The organism is Paenibacillus aurantius (assembly GCF_032268605.1).
Lineage (GTDB): Bacteria > Bacillota > Bacilli > Paenibacillales > NBRC-103111 > Paenibacillus_AO > Paenibacillus_AO aurantius.
Genome location: NZ_CP130318.1, coordinates 1,085,001 through 1,102,945, shown reverse-complemented (window position 1 = coordinate 1,102,945; position 17,945 = coordinate 1,085,001). Strand labels below are relative to the sequence as shown.

14 protein-coding genes, 17 tRNA genes and 1 rRNA gene (1 of these 32 only partly in view) are annotated in these 17,945 nt (G+C 57.4%); 3 read left to right on the top strand and 29 right to left on the bottom strand.

What is annotated here, in order from left to right; translation table 11 throughout:
- Window positions 1–7: 7 nt before the first annotated feature.
- The 3 genes from MJA45_RS05405 to MJA45_RS05395 are packed head-to-tail and all read right to left on the bottom strand — an operon-like array spanning window position 8 to window position 2,969.
- Window positions 8–1,213: a GNAT family N-acetyltransferase gene (locus MJA45_RS05405; protein ID WP_315606250.1), complete on the bottom strand. Its 1,206-nt coding sequence runs from the start codon at window positions 1,211–1,213 to the stop codon at window positions 8–10.
- 54 nt (window positions 1,214–1,267) lie between these two features.
- Window positions 1,268–2,395 (bottom strand): anti-sigma factor domain-containing protein, encoded by a 1,128-nt coding sequence (locus MJA45_RS05400; RefSeq protein ID WP_315606249.1) that lies wholly within the window; start codon window positions 2,393–2,395, stop codon window positions 1,268–1,270.
- Window positions 2,388–2,969 carry an RNA polymerase sigma factor gene (locus MJA45_RS05395; protein WP_315606248.1) on the bottom strand — a complete coding sequence of 194 codons (582 nt, stop codon included), beginning with the start codon at window positions 2,967–2,969 and terminating at the stop codon, window positions 2,388–2,390. The genes MJA45_RS05400 and MJA45_RS05395 overlap by 8 nt, the downstream gene beginning before the upstream one ends.
- Before the next feature lie 215 nt (window positions 2,970–3,184).
- On the opposite strand from MJA45_RS05395, the gene MJA45_RS05390 reads away from it, so the two are divergent.
- The gene (locus tag MJA45_RS05390) at window positions 3,185–4,774 is read left to right on the top strand and encodes a copper amine oxidase N-terminal domain-containing protein (RefSeq protein ID WP_315606247.1); all 1,590 of its coding nucleotides are present in this window, start codon (window positions 3,185–3,187) and stop codon (window positions 4,772–4,774) included.
- 242 nt (window positions 4,775–5,016) lie between these two features.
- Entirely contained in the window at window positions 5,017–5,811 is a 795-nt protein-coding gene (locus MJA45_RS05385; RefSeq protein WP_315606246.1) for a C40 family peptidase, read from the top strand.
- A 112-nt stretch (window positions 5,812–5,923) separates the two neighbouring features.
- On the opposite strand, the gene moaA is transcribed toward MJA45_RS05385, so the two are convergent.
- Window positions 5,924–6,928, bottom strand: a complete 1,005-nt coding sequence (gene moaA / locus MJA45_RS05380; protein WP_315606245.1) for a GTP 3',8-cyclase MoaA — start codon at window positions 6,926–6,928, stop codon at window positions 5,924–5,926.
- A 229-nt stretch (window positions 6,929–7,157) separates the two neighbouring features.
- Between moaA and MJA45_RS05375 the strand changes: the two genes are divergently transcribed.
- Window positions 7,158–8,426, top strand: coding sequence for a cation:proton antiporter (locus tag MJA45_RS05375; protein ID WP_315606244.1), 1,269 nt, complete (start codon window positions 7,158–7,160; stop codon window positions 8,424–8,426).
- A gap of 176 nt (window positions 8,427–8,602) precedes the next feature.
- Here MJA45_RS05375 and MJA45_RS05370 read toward each other — a convergent pair whose 3' ends face one another.
- The 25 genes from MJA45_RS05370 to MJA45_RS05250 all read right to left on the bottom strand — a co-directional run.
- The gene (locus tag MJA45_RS05370) at window positions 8,603–9,259 is read right to left on the bottom strand and encodes an MOSC domain-containing protein (RefSeq protein WP_315606243.1); all 657 of its coding nucleotides are present in this window, start codon (window positions 9,257–9,259) and stop codon (window positions 8,603–8,605) included.
- 267 nt (window positions 9,260–9,526) lie between these two features.
- Window positions 9,527–10,828, bottom strand: coding sequence for a molybdopterin-dependent oxidoreductase (locus MJA45_RS05365; protein ID WP_315606242.1), 1,302 nt, complete (start codon window positions 10,826–10,828; stop codon window positions 9,527–9,529).
- A gap of 58 nt (window positions 10,829–10,886) precedes the next feature.
- Complete coding sequence (locus MJA45_RS05360) at window positions 10,887–11,468, bottom strand: histidine phosphatase family protein (protein ID WP_315606241.1); 582 nt, start codon at window positions 11,466–11,468, stop codon at window positions 10,887–10,889.
- A complete protein-coding gene (modB, locus tag MJA45_RS05355; RefSeq protein WP_315606240.1) occupies window positions 11,465–12,139 on the bottom strand; it encodes a molybdate ABC transporter permease subunit in 675 nt (224 codons plus the stop codon). Before modB ends, MJA45_RS05360 begins: the two co-directional genes overlap by 4 nt.
- Window positions 12,140–12,532, bottom strand: coding sequence for a fluoride efflux transporter FluC (locus tag MJA45_RS05350; protein ID WP_315606239.1), 393 nt, complete (start codon window positions 12,530–12,532; stop codon window positions 12,140–12,142).
- 317 nt (window positions 12,533–12,849) lie between these two features.
- A complete protein-coding gene (gene crcB, locus MJA45_RS05345) occupies window positions 12,850–13,239 on the bottom strand; it encodes a fluoride efflux transporter CrcB (protein ID WP_315606238.1) in 390 nt (129 codons plus the stop codon).
- Window positions 13,236–13,508: a winged helix-turn-helix transcriptional regulator gene (locus MJA45_RS05340; RefSeq protein ID WP_315606237.1), complete on the bottom strand. Its 273-nt coding sequence runs from the start codon at window positions 13,506–13,508 to the stop codon at window positions 13,236–13,238. The genes crcB and MJA45_RS05340 overlap by 4 nt, the downstream gene beginning before the upstream one ends.
- Before the next feature lie 485 nt (window positions 13,509–13,993).
- Window positions 13,994–14,076 (bottom strand) — tRNA-Leu (locus MJA45_RS05335).
- Between the two features lie 33 nt (window positions 14,077–14,109).
- Window positions 14,110–14,186, bottom strand: a tRNA-Arg gene (locus MJA45_RS05330).
- A 14-nt stretch (window positions 14,187–14,200) separates the two neighbouring features.
- A tRNA-Leu gene (locus MJA45_RS05325) sits at window positions 14,201–14,289 on the bottom strand.
- Between the two features lie 11 nt (window positions 14,290–14,300).
- Window positions 14,301–14,374 (bottom strand) — tRNA-Cys (locus MJA45_RS05320).
- A gap of 11 nt (window positions 14,375–14,385) precedes the next feature.
- Window positions 14,386–14,460 (bottom strand) — tRNA-Gly (locus tag MJA45_RS05315).
- A 6-nt stretch (window positions 14,461–14,466) separates the two neighbouring features.
- A tRNA-Gln gene (locus tag MJA45_RS05310) sits at window positions 14,467–14,541 on the bottom strand.
- A gap of 23 nt (window positions 14,542–14,564) precedes the next feature.
- A tRNA-His gene (locus MJA45_RS05305) sits at window positions 14,565–14,640 on the bottom strand.
- 14 nt (window positions 14,641–14,654) lie between these two features.
- A tRNA-Trp gene (locus MJA45_RS05300) sits at window positions 14,655–14,728 on the bottom strand.
- A 6-nt stretch (window positions 14,729–14,734) separates the two neighbouring features.
- Window positions 14,735–14,820 (bottom strand) — tRNA-Tyr (locus MJA45_RS05295).
- A 21-nt stretch (window positions 14,821–14,841) separates the two neighbouring features.
- Window positions 14,842–14,917 (bottom strand) — tRNA-Thr (locus MJA45_RS05290).
- Between the two features lie 7 nt (window positions 14,918–14,924).
- Window positions 14,925–15,000: transfer RNA gene (locus MJA45_RS05285), tRNA-Phe, on the bottom strand.
- Window positions 15,001–15,021: 21 nt separating this feature from the next.
- Window positions 15,022–15,098, bottom strand: a tRNA-Asp gene (locus MJA45_RS05280).
- A 4-nt stretch (window positions 15,099–15,102) separates the two neighbouring features.
- A tRNA-Met gene (locus MJA45_RS05275) sits at window positions 15,103–15,179 on the bottom strand.
- A gap of 15 nt (window positions 15,180–15,194) precedes the next feature.
- Window positions 15,195–15,270 (bottom strand) — tRNA-Val (locus MJA45_RS05270).
- Window positions 15,271–15,278: 8 nt separating this feature from the next.
- Window positions 15,279–15,353 (bottom strand) — tRNA-Glu (locus tag MJA45_RS05265).
- A 4-nt stretch (window positions 15,354–15,357) separates the two neighbouring features.
- A tRNA-Ser gene (locus MJA45_RS05260) sits at window positions 15,358–15,449 on the bottom strand.
- 1 nt (window position 15,450) lies between these two features.
- A tRNA-Asn gene (locus MJA45_RS05255) sits at window positions 15,451–15,526 on the bottom strand.
- A gap of 140 nt (window positions 15,527–15,666) precedes the next feature.
- Window positions 15,667–17,945 (bottom strand): 23S ribosomal RNA (locus MJA45_RS05250) (it continues 655 nt past the right edge of the window).

The following is a 17,945-nucleotide window of genomic DNA, read 5'->3' as shown; positions in this document are numbered from 1 at the left end:
GCCGGCATTAGAAGAAATCCAGCAGGTAAGTCTGCCTGGCTGGAACAAGGGATTCCAGCAGGTTTACCGCTTGATCGTCTCCTTGAAGCCGGCCGGTTCTCTGAAGAAAGCCCGGTCTCTTATAGCCGATCAGCACGGCGGCCAGCGTCTGGATATCACAGGCCAGACCTGCCGGAGCCGCTTCCGTCCCTTCCCGGTGATGGTCGTCCGTCGGAGAGCTTTCGATACGCTGAACGCTCGCCCGGCCCTCTTCATCCACGGCCACGCGGTAGGAGCCCCGGTTCCACCCGGCCTGCAAATCCTCGAGATGAAGGACGAACTCCCTCTTACCTTCTCCCGCCGTGAAGGGATACTGCTCCAGGAAAAGGGCCGCATCCACGATGCGGGCCATGAAATAAGGGACCGTTTCCTGTTTGATCCGCGGGTCTTCGAGCAGGAAAGGCAGCGCATCGTCCCCGGGTGCGGTCATCTTAAACAGCTCGGCCATCGAATCATGATCCGACGTAAATTTCCACAGACTTCGGCGGGCCTGCTCGGTCAAATAAACGAATTCGTGAATTTGCATTTCCTTGTTCTTGACCTGGTAGATCATATACCCTTCGGGCTCTCCCGACGGATTGCGGCAAACGACCGAACGGCCTTTTTTGAAGCGGAAAATGCGGTCCTGCCACCACTCCTCCGTTCGCACCAACGTGCCGTTATACCGGCTGGCATAAGCCTCGTACAAGCCGTTCAGAAGCTCCCAATCGGCCGTGGCCTCAACTCGGCCTTCCTGCACGGGATAGCGGGGGAGATTCTCCGCCGTTAGCTCGTACTTGCGGTAGTCCACATAGGTTTCCCAGCCGTAGCGGCGGTAAAACCCGAAGGAGAACGGATGGAGGAAGGAAAGCGTCCGGCCCTCCTCCTTCATCACCTCCAGGGCATGCTGCAGCAGCTGCCCAACCATGCCGCGCCGGCGGTATTCGGGCCAGGTCGCGACACCGGCGATTCCGCCCATATCGAACTTCCGCCCGTGAAGCCATACCTGCATGGGCATGAGCATCAGCTTGGCCGCCAGCGTCCCGTCTATATAGTAGCCGTAATGCTCCTCCGGCTTGATTTTGGCCATCCGGGCCGCCCTTTCTTCCTCGGTGAACTCGTATTGAAAGGCAAACTCGGACAAGCGAATGCTTCTCTCGTAATCCTCCCGCCTCATGGGCTGGATTCCGTTCATATCCTTCGTTCCTTTCTCGATGGAATTTGGCTTGCGGCCTTTGCGGCGGTTGACCTACCCTCCCGCCTTAAGGGGAGCCGCCAGCACGAGCTTACCGCGCGGCTGATCCCCTACGGCGTCCGGCTCCAGCGTGATGGCCACCGTGTCGTAGCCCTTCGGCTCGAAGGTGTAATACATGGCCCCCTTGCCGTCATACGGCAGGAAGGTGCCCGCGCTGTACTTATCATCGCCTTTGATGAGCCAAACCTGGAACGCCTCGCTGCCCTTCAGCTCGGGCAGCTTCTCCGCCTGCACGACCAGGTGCGTGCCTTTGTCGTCAATGACGATGGTGGCGAGTCCTTGGGCGACGATGTCCTTCGCCGCCGGGTTCAGCGTCACCGCCTCATTGACTTTAAGGCCCTGCACCGGGCCGTTCTCGGAGGCGAGCTGCCCGCTCAGCCGCTCGACGTCGCCGCGGAGCCCGGCCGTGTACACGCCGAGCCCCACGAGGGCGGCGGCGAGCCCGGCGGACACCCAGCGCCAGCCGTGGCCCGGCTCGCCTTCGCGGCGGCGCGAAGCCGGAGGCTTCGGCGGCGCCAGCCGCGCCCGCTCCTCCGCGCGCCGCTGCGACTCCGCCCGCTGCTTCGCCAGGGCCGCCTCCTTCGCCCGCTGGGCGTCGCCGGCCGGCCCTTCAGCCGTGACCGCCTCCGCGGCTCCCCGGCTCCGCGCTTCGGCCCGGGCCTGCGCCTCCGCCCTCTGCCTCGCCATCACGCGTTCCCGCTCCGCGGCGGCAGACGCAGGGACCGCTCCGCTCTCCCGGCTTGACCGCTCCGCTCCCGGTGCGGCATCGGCTCCGCTTCCGCTTCCGCTTCCGCTTCCGGCCGGCCCGCCGGCACGCACTTCGGTCTCTGCCGGTCCGGGCTGGAGCCCCTGCCCGCTTTCTCCCCCGTCTTGACGGTTTTGCAATCCCGCATCACTTCCAAGGACGCGCGACAAAATGCGCTCCTTCATGCCGGAGGGAGGCTCAACAGCTTCCGAGGTCAGCGGAAGCACCTCCGTAATCCGGGCGAATTCCTCCACCCGGCTTCGGCATGTGGCGCAGATGGCCAGATGCTTCTCGTAGGGCTCTCTTTCTTCGGCGGAGAGTGCATCCAACACATAGAGCTCCGCCCAATCGCACAAGGTTTCCTTGTGATCACTCATGTACACTCCCCCTAACTTCCAGGCTGGAAAGCCGCTGCTGTAGATGCTTCATCGCGAGCCTCACCCGGCTTTTGACCGTCCCTAGCGGCAGCGAGGTTTGGTCGGCGACCTCCTGCTGGGTATAGCCCTGGAAATAAATCAGCTCCACCACCTGTCTCTGGTCATGGTTCAATTCGTTTAATGCCCCGCGGACCTGTTCCCCGATCAGCTTCCATTCCACCTGCTCCTCCGTAGCCCTGGTAGGATCGGGAATAATCGCCCACTTCTCCGGCTCCGCCGGCTGAAATGGAATGCGGGACTGTTTTTTGCGAAGCAGATCAATCGCTATATTTCTTGTAATGGCACACAGCCAGGTGGACAGCCTCCCGCTCGAAGCATCGAAGCGCTCCGCGTGATTCCACAGCTTCATAAACAATTCCTGAACGACTTCCTCTGCCGCCATGGCATCCCGAACCATCCGGAAGGCAAAGGAATAAATCAGCCGTTCATAACGGTCATACAGAACCTCGAGGGCCGCGGCATCCCGTTTGGCCACGAGATGCATCAAGTGCTTGTCATCGTTCGGTACGTTCAAGTTCAAACGCCCCTTTCCCCATTCCCTCTATGTAAAGTATTCGGATCCGCGCCCATCTTGGATTCCTTTTCTTCTGAAGATTCACACCTCTTATAGAATAGTAGAAAAAAATTATTTAAGCAAAGTGATCCAACATGGCCTTCCCGCCGTTACAGGGAATAGAACCGCTTGCGCAGGCGACCTAAACTTTACTATTCCTAAGGAGTGACAAAACCATGAGATTATTGAAATCCAAGCTCGCTCTTCTGTTGCTGTGCTTCTCCATCCTTCTCCCGGCAGCCGCAAGCGCCCACACGCCCGCCACAACGGGACCGGCTGCTGACCTTAGAGCGGCCCTGGGTCAGCTGCTAGGCGAGCATGCCTTCCTCGCTATTGCAGCCATGCAGAAGGGGTATGACGGGGCTCCCGACTTCAACAGCGCCGCCGGTGCCCTGAACAAGAACACGGACGATTTGACCGCCGCCGTCGCTTCCGTTTACGGCAAGGAGGCGGGGGACGCGTTCAAAGCGATCTGGTCCTCGCACATCGGCTATTTCGTGGATTATGTCAAAGCAACGGCTGCCAAGGATGAGAAGGGACGTCAAGCGGCGGTCGCCAACCTGGAGAAGTACCGTTTCGAACAGGCCGACTTTTTTGCCAAGGCCAACCCGGCATACTTTAAAGCCGACGCCATCGCCGACGGCCTGAAAATGCACATCAACCATCTGCTGATGGCGTTTGACAGCTACGTGAACAAAGACTACGCCAATACCTACAAGGATCTGCGCACGGCATACGCCCATATGTTCCTAACGGCCGATGCGCTGGCCGGGGGAATCGCCGCTCAATTCCCGGATAAGTTCCCGTCCATGGGCCAAGCCAATCCGGCCTCCGATCTGCGTTCCGCTCTGGGACGTCTCCTCGGGGAGCATGCTAACCTGGCGATTCTGGCCATGCAGAAGGGCATCAGCGGAGCGGCTGACTTCCCGAATGCAGCAGGCGCCTTAGGTGAGAACACCGACGATCTGACCGCTGCCGTCGCTTCCGTTTACGGCAAAGAAGCCGGAGAAGCGTTCAAGACCATCTGGTCCTCCCACATCGGCTATTTCGTGGATTATGTTAAAGCAACGGCTGTCAAGGATGAGAAGGGACGTCAAGCGGCGGTCGCCAACCTGGAGAAATACCGCTTCGAGCAGGCCGACTTCTTCGCCAAGGCCAACCCGGCTTATTTCAAAGCCGACGCCATTGCCGACGGCCTGAAAATGCACATCAACCATCTCCTTATGGCATTCGACACTTACGTGAACAAGAACTATGACGCAGCTTACGGAGATATTCGCACCGCCTATGCCCATATGTTCCTGACAGGCGACGCCCTTTCCGCCGGAATCGTCGGCCAATTCCCCGACAAATTCCACGGTCCGGCGGATATGGCGAAAACGACCGTTTGGATGAAGCTCAACAGCGGAGAGTTTAGAATCAATAACGCCGTTACGTACATGGACACGACGCCTTTCCTTTATCACGAGTCCACGTTCATTCCGATCCGATACCTGGCGGAAGGCCTGGGCGCTGAGGTCACTTGGGATAACAACACCCAGACGGCCTGGATCAAAGCAGGCAGCGATACGCTCACGTTCTGGATTGGCAAGAACTACATGGAAGTGAACGGCATGCGTAAAGAAATCGGCTCTCCGGTCATGCTTCACGGAGGCAGAACGTCGGTGCCGGTCCGCTTTATCGCCGAGCTTCTCGGTTGGGATGTGCAGTGGAACAACAGCGACCGGTCCGTTACCCTAACCAAAGCGATGGACATGAACCACTGATTTTATCTAGCTGGAAGGTTTCCTTCCTCCTGCGATAACCGGCATGCTAGAATCTTCTCTCCCATAAAACGATAGATTTTTCAGAAGCGGGTACCCGAGCCCGCTTCTTTTTTTGTGGCCGGTCCCCTCTTTCTTGCCTCCTATTGGTAACATTTACTACTAAAAAACCTCCCGGCCGCTATGGTATTCTGGGCTTATCTGCTGGTAAGGTAAACGCTTTACTGGACATTCCATGGATAAACATGAAACTGGAGGGATTATCGATTAGCATGAAGAAGACCATTCCTGCCGTCCTGCTTTCCGCCGCCCTGTTTCTGAGCCTGGCTCCCCCTTCCGCCTCTGCGGCCTCTTCCACCGTGCAAACGGCCAAAGTCGTCTATGGGGTTAACTTCCGGACACAGCCTGCTCTCAGCAGCAACATTATTCGCATGCTCCCTATCGGGGAATCGCTGACTATCCTGGAGAAGACCAATTCTGCCTGGTACCGCGTAAAGGACAGCAAAGGACAGATCGGGTATGTTTCCACCTCGTCCAAATACTTGACGCTCTCCTCCGCTTCTTCTTCGACGGGTTCCACCTCAGCCGGTACGGCCCGCGAGGCTACTATAGAGAAGGTCATCGCCTACGGCATGAAGTACCTTGGTACGCCGTACCAGTGGGGCTCGGACCGAAGCACGGACACCACGTTCGACTGCTCCGACTTCGTGCGCTGGATTTACCTGAAGCAGACGGGGATCAAGCTGCCTTACGGAGCGAGCGGCCAAGGAAGCTTCGTTAAGGCGGTCGGCAAGACCACGACCGACTGGACCAAGCTGAAGCGGGGGGATCTCATGTTCTTCATGAGCTACAAGGGAACCGGCGCCTCCGCCTATTCCGGAGTCAACAAATCCAGTCAAGGCATTACCCACGTCGGCCTGTACCTCGGCAACGGCAAGATCCTCCAAACCTACTCGAAGGAGTCGGGGGGCGTGAAGATTACGACTATTGGCAAAAACCATTGGGAGTACCGGTTCCTGTTCGGCGGTTCCGTCTTTTAGACAAGCGGACAAGCATAGGAGCTTTTCGCCATCCTTGTCGTTATTTATTCTTTCTTACATACCAAAAAGAGCGCCTTCGGGGCGCTCTTTTCTTAGCTGTGTACCCTTTCCGTTATCCCCCGATTTGCGACATGCGGCGAACCGTCGGGGTATGGGAAGGCGTCTGATTGATCAGAGCCTGGGCCATTTCATGATTTTGCGGCTTAACGTCGAGTGCCCGGAAGAAAAGCTCCGCCAAGGCGCGGTCGTCGCCGATGTACCGCCTTACGTTAAATTCGTCGGACCAGTACAGGCATGGCTTGATATTGCCGTCAGCGGTCAAGCGCAGGCGGTTGCAGGCCTCGCAGAAGTGGTCGCTGACGGGGTGAATGAGGCCGAACCCGCCCTGCCCGCCCTCAATCCGGTAATTGCGCGAAGGGCCGTTGCCGTAGACCTCACCCGTCGGCTCAGCCGTCCAGCCCGCCTCCCGGCAGTAATCGAGCACCGTGCTAAGCGGCAAATACCGCTTCTTCCAGCCTTCATCGTCGTGTCCGATCGGCATGTACTCGATGAACCTCACTTGAACCGGCCGTTCCCTGGTCATCTGAAGGAAATCCCCGATTTCGTCGTCATTCATCCCTTTCATGAGCACGACATTGATCTTGATGGGACCGAGCCCGAGCCGTTCCGCGGCATCAAGGCTGTCCAGCACTTTCCTGATGTCTCCGCCTCGTGTGATGGCGGAGAAGCGGTCGGCTCTAAGCGAGTCCAAGCTCAGGTTGACCCGGGTCAGCCCCGCTTCTTTCAAGGCCTCCGCCTTTCCCGCAAAAAAGATTCCGTTCGTCGTGAGGGCTATGTCTTCAATGCCCGGAATAGAGGAGAGCATGCCTACCAGCCGGGGAAGGTCCTTGCGGACAAGCGGTTCCCCTCCGGTCAGCCGCAGCTTGCGCACCCCATAGCCGGCAAGCACCCGGACCACCTCTCGAATTTCCTCGAACCGGAGCAGGTGCTCATCCGGCTCGAACTCCATTCCTTCCTCGGGCATGCAGTATACGCAACGCAGGTTGCATTTATCCGTGACCGATATCCGCAGGTAATCGTGGATCCGGCCGAATTTGTCGATCAGTTGATTCTGCATGGGTTCCCTCCCTGCCGGCCGCCCTTTCCGGGCGGACTGTCTCTGCTTCCATTATGACACAATCCCGCGTCAAAATATATCCCATTGCCGGCCCGCCAGGCTTGCACACCCGGCAGGCGCTTCCTATAATGGATAGCATGGGAATGGGAAAGAGTAGGAAGGAGTCTGTCGCCGGACAGGCTCTTTTTCAAGTTTGAATCCATGAATTCATCCTCTGGAGGTCCTCTGTATGCATTCGGAAAGTGTCGTGGCCGCGCAGCATTATTTAACTTATCTTCTTGTGATCTTTCTGGTGGGAACGCTCGGAGGCAAGCTGGCCGGGAAGCTCAGGCTGCCGGATGTCGTCGTGTTTATCCTGACGGGCATTGTGCTCGGTCCCTCGCTTCTGGGAGCGGTCGACATTCCCGCCTCTTCTACGGTGAATCAGCTTATCCTGCTGTTCGGGGCCTGCTTTATTATTTTTCACGGGGGGATGATTACCGAATTCAGCGTTCTTAAGCAGGTGTGGAGAACCATCAGCCTGCTTTCCGTGACGGGAGTGCTGATCACCGCCCTTATCGCGGCTGCCGCGGCTTATTATGTCTTCGGGGTGTCTTTCCTGACGGCTCTGCTGCTGGGCTCCATTCTCGCTTCGACGGATCCCGCCGCCCTGGTTCCCATCTTTCAGAAGTTTCCCATCCGCCGCCGGGTGGCCCAGACCGTCATTTCGGAATCCGCCTTTACCGATGCGACCGGAGCGATTATGGCCACAGTCGTTTTCGGCCTGCTGACGGCGGAGGGCGCGATTAGCGGAGGAGCGGTTATCGGCGAGTTTCTTCTGCTCGCGCTCGGCGGAATGGTGGTCGGGGTCATTACCGGAGGCATTGCCGCCTTCCTGATTTCGGAGAACGACCGCGGGCTGCTCCGGGAATTCACCCCGATGGTCGTGGTCATTACCGTTCTTGGGGCTTACCTGCTGGCCGAGAAAGTACACGCAAGCGGGTTCATGGCCGTATTCGTGGCCGGTCTTATGATCGGAAACGCCGGGTCGCTGAAGCTTACGATCCTTCCGAAGGAAGAACACGCCGCCCATCAATTCATGGATGCCGTCGGGCTGAAGCTTCGGATGCTGATCTTCATCCTGCTCGGAAGCCAAGTGGACTTTTCCGTCCTCCGGCAGTACGGGCTCCCGGCCCTTCTGGTCGTCTTGGTCTTCATGCTCATTGCCCGGCCTGTCACCGTCCTGGCAAGCCTCCTGCCGGACCGCAGGGCCGGCTGGTCCCGAAGCGAAGTGCTCTTCTTCTTCTGGACACGGGAAACCGGAGTCATCGCCGCCGCTCTTGCCGGCATGGCGGCGGGGGCCGGACTGGCCGAAGGGAAGCTGATCTCCGCCGTCGTGTTTGTGGCCATTCTTCTGACCCTTCTTATCCAGGCCGGCACCACTCCGTGGGTCGCTAAGAAGCTGGGCCTCCTGGAGGCAGACAACGGGTCTGGCCCGAAGGAGGAGAAGGGCGCATAGGGCTCCCCGTCTTCGATCCGCGGTTCGGAGCTAGGGCACCCCGGGACTTCCGCAGCGGGAGTGTCGTTCGCTAACCGCGGTGCCGCTTAATCGGATAGGAACCAAAGGACACCTAAGCTGCTTAAGCAGCCGGTGTCCTTTTTTCGGCACCGTATACGCATGTTCCGGGTAAGCCTTTACCGGTCCCTGGCCTCCAACCGGGGACGAAGCCACTCTCTCCAGCTCTTCGAGAGCTCCTTTACCTCTAGCAGCTGGAGAAGCCCTTCCCGGTTGTCCGGTTCGTGATAAGCGATGCGGTTGGCGGCCTCTACCGTCACCTGAAGCGGATGCCGATCCACCAGCATAATGGCGTCGCCCGGGGAGACCTCTCCCTTCTCAAGCACACGGAAGTAATACCCAGTAAGCCCGGTAAGCTGGACGCGCTGGGCGAGATCCGGAACGTCATGCTTCCGGGCGAGCTTAAAGCAGGGCTGCCGGGGCTGGCTGACCTGCACCAGGGCGCGGCCGAGCCGGTAGGTATCGCCCAGGCAAACGTCCGATTCCGTCAGGCCGGAGGCCGTCACATTTTCCCCGAACGCCCCGTACTCCAGCTTACGATTCAGCTCCTTCTCCCAGTAGGCATAATGCTCATATGGATACACGCAAACGGCCTTATCGGGGCCTCCGTGATGCTTAAGATCTCCTTGGCCATCTCCTTCAAGGTTAAGCTCATTCAGAAAAAGCGGTCCGGGAACCGCCTCTTTGTTAATTCCCGTGTACAGCTCCTGCCTGCCGTACCGCATCGCGGCGGGCTTGCCCACCTGAAGCGATTCGATTATTCCCTGTCGCGGCATTTCTTGACGACCTCCTTTGATCCCTTCGAATGAAGAAAAGTTTCCGCCCGGACACTGTTGCATGGGGAGAGGCCGTTTGGCCGGATCTCCCTTTTTCTACCTCTGGGAGAGCGTGGTTATTCTTTAGTATAAGCCAAGGCACCGGCTGTCGGCCATAACGGGATGAAAGGTGGACCAACAAAAAAACAGCCTGGGAACAGGCTGTTGCTCGCTTTCCTTCACCGTTGCCGGTTCTCAAGCCGGGTCTCGCCCCATGTCTCTTGTCTATCAGGTTCTTCCCTTCACCCACGCGTCGTTGTCATACCCGCGTGCTTCCCAATACCCGATGTGCTCCTTCGGGATAAGCTCGATGGCCTGAAGCCATTTGACCGATTTGTAGGCGTACATTTTCGGGACCACAAGACGTACCGGACCGCCGAGGGTTTGCGGAATCGGCATCCCGTCGATGAGCACCGCCACCATGACGTCCTCCATGGCCGCCTGCTCCAGCGAAAGCGCATCGGTGTAGACGCCGTCCCCCGAATAAAACTTCACGAACCGGGCTTCCGGCTTCACGCCGGCCAGCTCCAGCAGCTGGGAGAGGGCGATCCCTTCCCAGGTGACCTGGTAGACCGACCAGCCGGTCACGCAGTGAAAATCGCTGACCTGAACGGTACGCGGAAGCTTGAGAAAATCCTCCCAGGAGTATCGCTGCGGGTGGTCGACGAGTCCCTTGATGGTGAACTCCCAGTTGTCCGAGGCAAAAGACGGAATCCGCGTGACCGTGTACTCGCGGAAGTGGCCCTGCGCCCCTCCCCCTGCCGGGGTCACGGACGCCGGCTGCGGCTCGGGAGGAGGAAGCATGCGGTTGCCGTCGCTCCCGCCTGCATAGGCCTCCAGAGCCGACCCGCCGTCATCCGTCGCCCGCTTCAGCCAGCGGTAGAACGCCGGGCCGAGCGCCGCCAGAAGCACGCCGGCGGCCGTCAGCCGCACGAAGGTGCGGCGGCTGAGCCGGTGGCTCTCCCACGGCTGCCGGGGCAGCGCTGCCTCCGCCGCAGGCTTCCCTGAGGCGGCAGCGGCCTCCAGCAGCCGGGAGCGCCGCCCGGCGGCCTGCGCCTGGCGCTCGCGGGCCTCCTCGCGCTTTAGCCAGCGGCTGCGCGAGACGGAGTGGTACAGCGCGTAGGGCACGCCGACCCAGGTGAACAGGTCGTGCGTGAACAGCGCCGCGCTGCTCCACTCCGGCGGAAGCTGCCGCAGCTGCCACAGCAGCAGGCCCGACACGCTCCAGCCGGCCAGCATGAGCAGCACGATCCCCAGGTTCCATTGCTGGGGAGAGCGGCCTTTCAGCTGGCGAAGGTGCTTGGCGATCAGCGGCACATAGAGCGCGAGCAGCACAACCGAAAGCAGGCCCAATACGATATGGGCCTGCTTTAGCCACACGCGCACGATCCCGAGCGGGCCGCGAATCGCCTCCAGGCTGAGCAGAATTCCACTCACGGCAAGCAGCAGCACCGTCCAGGCATTCCAGGCGTGCAGGCGCTTCAGTTTTCGGCCATACCCCTCCTTCAGCCATCCCCTCAACCGGTCCATCTTACCCGCTCCTTCCGCTCGTTGGGTTTGCTGCCGTTCGCCGGGAAGAACCGAAGCTCTATCCCACGTTTTCCAGATGCTTGATGCAGTTCATCAGGAGACAGGTCCAGGTCCCCTCCGCTTTTTCCAGGACGCAAACCGAAGTATTCGTCAGCTTCGCGATTTCCTGGCCGGGCAGCAAGGTCTCGAGGGTGATCCCGATCCAAGCCCCGTGGCTGACCACCAGCACTTTTCGGCCCGGATACGTTTCCGTAATCTCCTTCAGAAAATCCAGGCTCCGTTCCCGGACGCTTTCCGCGCTTTCCTCGTCGTGGTCGAGCTCCCGCCAATTCGGCCCCCATTTCTCGACACGTTCAGCCTCCACCGTTCCATCCAGCCGGCCGTGGGTCTTCTCGCGCAGGCGGACATCATAGCCGTCCACCGACCGGCCCATCGCTTCCGCAATGGCATCCGCGGTTTCACGGGCGCGCGACAGGTCGCTCGAGAAGATGAGGTCCCATCCTTCGGCGGCCAGACGCTTTCCGAGCATCCGGGCCTGTTCTCTCCCCAGTTCGTTGAGAGGGACGTCATGCTGGCCTTGGGCGCGCCCCTGCACATTCCAATCCGTCACCCCATGTCTTACAAAACCAATTGTCGTCATTTCCGTTCCTCCTGAACTCCTCTATTATAAACTACGGCCAAAAGGACAAAAGAGATCACAATCATTGCCCCCGACCATACCCAGGCGGGGGTCCAATGTCCCGATTCCACTGCGACGTAAATGGCCGAGGGAACCGTTTGGGTGCGGCCCGGAATATTTCCGGCTATCATGACCGTGGCCCCGAACTCCCCTAATCCTCTCGCAAACCCGAGAATATACGCTGACAAGAGACTCTTGGCCGCAAGCGGCAGTGTGATATGCCGGAAGATCTGCCCTTCCGTCGCCCCTGACGAACGGGCCGCTTCCCGGAGCTCTTCCGGAATTCCTTCGAATCCGTTTTTGACCGTCATATAGACAAGGGGAAAAGCCACGACCACCGCGGCGATGACCCCGGCTCCCCAGGTAAACACAATGGGCTGGTCCCACAGCCACTCAATCGCCCGTCCGACGGCACTTTTTCGGCCAAGCATCATCAACAGAAGAAAGCCTACTACCGTGGGAGGGAGAACAAGCGGAAGTAGGAAGACCGTCTCCAGGACGGTTTTTCCCCGAAACCGCTTTCCCGCCATTCCAGCCGCAGCCGTCACCCCAAGGAGAAGCACAAGGACGCTTGCCAACCCATTGATCTTAAGGGATAAAACAACCGGCTCCAGCCATTCTCTCACATTCATTCAGCCGGCACCCGTTCCGCCCAGCCAGAACCCGGCATAGGCAAGGAGAATGCCAAGCGATGCGCTGATGCCCAGATACATCACAAGGGGAGCCCAAGCTCTTTGAAGACCAAATTGCAGCGATTCATAGTGAAAGGTAGAGAACGTCGTATACGCTCCCATGAATCCGGTTCCGATCAGCAGTTGAGCCTCATGACCCGCTCCGGATCCGACAAGCCAACCGAGCAGAAAAGATCCGGTCAGATTAACGAACAGCGTTCCCCGGGGAACGCGCCCGCTGCCCTTTTGTCCTAACCAGCGGGTTACCGCATAACGGCCGATCGCCCCCGCAAAGCCTCCTATACCGACCAGAAGGCAGTTCCCCAGCATACCCACCGCCTCCAGCCTCCTCATGGTTACTTTTTTCCTGATTTCCTTTACGAAACACTTTCAGACGGGATCCCAGATGAAGGGGAACCATCCTCCATATTTGCCCACCTTTTACTCTATGCCCTTAGCGTGGGAAGTCCTTCTTCTTACTGAGGGTTAAAATCCCCTCGGCCGAATAGACAGAGTAAAGAGTATCTTACCGGCTAGCCGAATAGACAGGGTAAAGAGTAGCTTACCAGCCAGCGGAATAGGCAGGCTTGAAGAATCTTTTCCGCTCAGTCAATTTGCCAGATCCTTGGTGAATCTGCTCCGCTCGTCCCGAATGGACAAGCTACTCAAGCTTAGGAGAGCACACGGTCGCCTCTTCCCCGTTTTGCGGCCACATGCCCAAGTCCAGCAGCTCCCAGTCCGGCCCAGATGCTAACCAGTACATAGACAGCGGCCATCCCGGCATGGTGTGTCTGAGCCATGCGGACGGTCTCCACGCTGAAGGTCGAGAAGGTCGTAAACGATCCGATAAAGCCGGTCCCTAAGCCGCTTTTCCAATAAGGGTGGACCGACGGATGATCGAGCAGATACGTCAACAGCCCGGCGAGCAGAAAGCAGCCGATCACATTGGCAGTCAATGTCGCGGCCGGGAACCGGTCCGGTTCCCAAGGCAGCAGGAGCCCAATAGCATACCGCAGCAGAGCTCCGGCCGCACCGGCCCCGCCAATAATAAAATAAATCACAGCTTCTTCCCCCAAGCCTCCGCCCATTTCTGCAGCTCGTCCATCGAAGCCTTCAAAGCTTTGCCTTTATCGGTTAATTCGTATTCGATGCGCACCGGCGTCTCCGGGTACACCCGCCGCGTAATGAGACCTGCCGTCTCCAGTTCCTTAAAACGCTCCGACAGCATACGGTCGCTCATTCCCGGAATAAGCTCCGATATATCTTTAAACCGTTTAGGTCCATCCAGTAGCACCCGGATAATCAGGCCGGTCCACCGTTTTCCCAACAATTCGAAAGCCGCCTCAAATTTAGGACATAATCTGTGATCGTGCTCCACTGTAATCAACTCCTTAGCATTATTTTATCATAGCCACTTGTCAAAAGTAAGCCACGAGGAATAATAACCTTACCAAAAGTAAGTTGATTACATGAGTAATTAACGGCAGCCTCTACTTATGGCTCCACTTTTCCTTCTAAGGGTAAGTCCATTCTGGCTCTTTCCGCTCCCCATTGCCACGAAGTCTTTTTCCTCAAAGACACCTTCACCGGGCTGGATCCACCAACGGCTGCTTCCTTGGAGAGGGTTCGTTCTCTTCCTGTGGCCCTTAGCATGCGCCGAAACGCTCAAAAGGTTGCATCTCTCCCTTCCCTTGATACCTCTTGCCCCGCGGGAAAGCCGATCAGGATGTCTATTCCTTTACAAGACAAGCCCTGTCCGTCAGCAAAAAGAAAAAAGCACCAATCCCAAAAGGATTGATGCTAGTCTTATGTAGGTGGTGCCGGTGAAGGGACTCGAACCCCCACGGTTTCCCTCACGATTTTGAGTCGCGCGCGTCTGCCAATTCCGCCACACCGGCCTGATGAATGAATATCTAGTTATCTAAATAAAATGGCGTGCCCTAAGAGATTCGAACTCCTGACCTTTTGATTCGTAGTCAAACGCTCTATCCAGCTGAGCTAAGGGCACACGTGGCAAAAACCTGGTGCCGAGGACGAGACTTGAACTCGTACGGTGGTCACCCACCGCAGGATTTTAAGTCCTGTGCGTCTGCCGATTCCGCCACCCCGGCAAATAAAAGAATGGAGGCACCACCCAGATTCGAACTGGGGATAAAGCTTTTGCAGAGCTCTGCCTTACCACTTGGCTATGGCGCCACCATATTCTATGGAGCGGACGACGGGAATCGAACCCGCGACCCTCGCCTTGGCAAGGCGATGCTCTACCGCTGAGCCACGTCCGCATGAAATGGCTGGGGATCAAGGATTCGAACCTTGGCATGACGGAGTCAAAGTCCGTTGCCTTACCGCTTGGCTAATCCCCAACATTTATAGGGTGAAGCATAAATGGGGCGATCGACGGGAATCGAACCCGCGGATCCCGGAGCCACAATCCGGTGCGTTAACCACTTCGCCACGACCGCCATTATTATAAAATTGGCAGGGGCAGCAGGAATCGAACCCACACCAAAGGTTTTGGAGACCTTTGTTCTACCTTTAAACTATGCCCCTATGAAATGGTGGAGGATGATGGATTCGAACCACCGAACTCGTCAGAGAACAGATTTACAGTCTGCTGCGTTTGGCCACTTCGCTAATCCTCCATATAGTATAACAAAAAACAATGGTGCCGTCGAGAGGACTTGAACCCCCAACCTACTGATTACAAGTCAGTTGCTCTACCAGTTGAGCTACAACGGCGCTTCAGTGGTGGCTCGGGACGGAATCGAACCGCCGACACGAGGATTTTCAGTCCTCTGCTCTACCGACTGAGCTACCGAGCCTTACTGTGCTTTGAAGATGAATGGCGGAGCTGACGGGATTCGAACCCGCGGTCTCCTGCGTGACAGGCAGGCATGTTAGGCCTCTACACCACAGCTCCATGTTGGTTGCGGGGGCAGGATTTGAACCTGCGGCCTTCGGGTTATGAGCCCGACGAGCTACCGAGCTGCTCCACCCCGCGATAGTGTGTTTCATATGGTGGAGGCTGACGGGATCGAACCGCCGACCCTCTGCTTGTAAGGCAGATGCTCTCCCAGCTGAGCTAAGCCTCCATATGATGTGGTGACCCGTAGGGGATTCGAACCCCTGTTACCTCCGTGAAAGGGAGGTGTCTTAACCCCTTGACCAACGGGCCTTAATGGCGGAGAGAGAGGGATTCGAACCCTCGAGACGCTTGTGACGCCTACACGATTTCCAATCGTGCTCCTTCGGCCAACTCGGACACCTCTCCATGGCTCCCCGAACAGGACTCGAACCTGTGACAACTCGATTAACAGTCGAGTGCTCTACCAACTGAGCTATCAGGGAATATTTAGTTTTCAAAAAAGACTTACCTATTATATCAAGTGAACGACTTCTTGAAAACATGTATTTTCAGGAAATTCATTCCTTGAAAACTGGAATCGAAGCTTACGTTTGTTCATCCTTTAAACTCCCCTAGTGGGGTCATGAATAAGCCCTCGACCGATTAGTATTCGTCCGCTGCATGCCTTACAGCACTTCCACGCCGAACCTATCTACCTCGTCGTCTACAAGGGGTCTTACTAATTGGGAAATCTCATCTTGAGGGGGGCTTCACGCTTAGATGCTTTCAGCGCTTATCCCGTCCGTACTTGGCTACCCAGCGGTGCTCCTGGCGGAACAACTGGTACACCAGCGGTACGTCCATCCCGGTCCTCTCGTACTAAGGACAGCTCCTCTCAAATTTCCTGCGCCCGCGACAGATAGGGACCGAACTGTCTCACGACGTTCTGAACCCAGCTCGCGTACCGCTTTAATGGGCGAACAGCCCAACCCTTGGGACCTACTTCAGCCCCAGGATGCGATGAGCCGACATCGAGGTGCCAAACCTCCCCGTCGATGTGGACTCTTGGGGGAGATAAGCCTGTTATCCCCAGGGTAGCTTTTATCCGTTGAGCGATGGCCCTTCCATTCGGTACCACCGGATCACTAAGCCCGACTTTCGTCCCTGCTCGACCTGTACGTCTTGCAGTCAAGCTCCCTTCTGCCTTTGCACTCTGCGAATGATTTCCAACCATTCTGAGGGAACCTTGGGGCGCCTCCGTTACGCTTTAGGAGGCGACCGCCCCAGTCAAACTGCCCGCCTGACACGGTCCCTCTCCCGGATTCACGGGAGGAGGTTAGAACCTAGATACGATCAGGGTGGTATCCCAACGTCGCCTCCTCACAAGCTGGCGCTCATGACTCTCTGGCTCCCACCTATCCTGTACAGATCGTACCCAAGTCCAATATCAAGCTGCAGTAAAGCTCCATGGGGTCTTTCCGTCTTGTCGCGGGTAACCTGCATCTTCACAGGTATTAAAATTTCACCGGATCTCTCGTTGAGACAGCGCCCAAGTCGTTACGCCATTCGTGCGGGTCAGAATTTACCTGACAAGGAATTTCGCTACCTTAGGACCGTTATAGTTACGGCCGCCGTTTACTGGGGCTTCGGTTCACAGCTTCGCTTGCGCTAACCGCTCCCCTTAACCTTCCAGCACCGGGCAGGCGTCAGCCCGTATACTTCGCCTTGCGGCTTCGCACAGACCTGTGTTTTTGCTAAACAGTCGCTTGGGCCTTTTCACTGCGGCCCCCTCGGGCTATTCACCCTACCGAGGCACCCCTTCTCCCGAAGTTACGGGGTCATTTTGCCGAGTTCCTTAACGAGAGTTCTTCCGCGCGCCTTAGAATTCTCTTCTTACCTACCTGTGTCGGTTTGCGGTACGGGCACCTTCACCTGGCTAGAGGCTTTTCTTGGCAGCATGAGTACAAGACCTTCGGTACTGTAATTTTCCCTCCCCGTCACAGCTCAGCCTTACAGTGTGCGGATTTGCCTACACACCAGCCTTGCTGCTTGGACAGACTCTTCCATCCGTCTGCGTCTCTTCCCTTCTGCGTCACCCCATCGCTCGTAGCGGTTTACGGTGGTACAGGAATGTCAACCTGTTGTCCTTCGACTACGCCTTTCGGCCTCGCCTTAGGTCCCGACTTACCCTGAGCGGACGAGCCTTCCTCAGGAACCCTTAGGTTTTCGGCGGACAAGATTCTCACTTGTCTTTTCGTTACTTATACCGGCATTCTCACTTGTGTGCTCTCCAGCGCTCCTTACGGTACACCTTCAACGTACACACAACGCTCCCCTACCCCAAGACATCTTTAGATGTCGTAGCCATAGCTTCGGTGGCGTGTTTAGCCCCGTTACATTTTCGGCGCAGAGTCACTCGACCAGTGAGCTATTACGCACTCTTTCAATGGTGGCTGCTTCTAAGCCAACATCCTGGTTGTCTGGGCAACTCCACATCCTTTCCCACTTAACACACACTTGGGGACCTTAGCTGATGGTCTGGGCTGTTTCCCTCTTGACGATGGATCTTAGCACTCACCGTCTGACTCCCGGGGTCCAAGTTCATGGCATTCGGAGTTTGACTGGACTTGGTAACCCTTGGCGGGCCCCGCACCCAATCAGTGCTCTACCTCCACGACTTAACCTCCCGAGGCTAGCCCTAAAGCTATTTCGGGGAGAACCAGCTATTTCCGAGTTCGATTGGAATTTCTCCGCTACCCCCACCTCATCCCCGAATTTTTCAACATTCGTGGGTTCGGGCCTCCAGTGCGTGTTACCGCACCTTCACCCTGGACAGGGGTAGATCACACGGTTTCGGGTCTACGTCTACGTACTTAAGCGCCCTATTCAGACTCGCTTTCGCTGCGGCTCCAGCTCTTCACT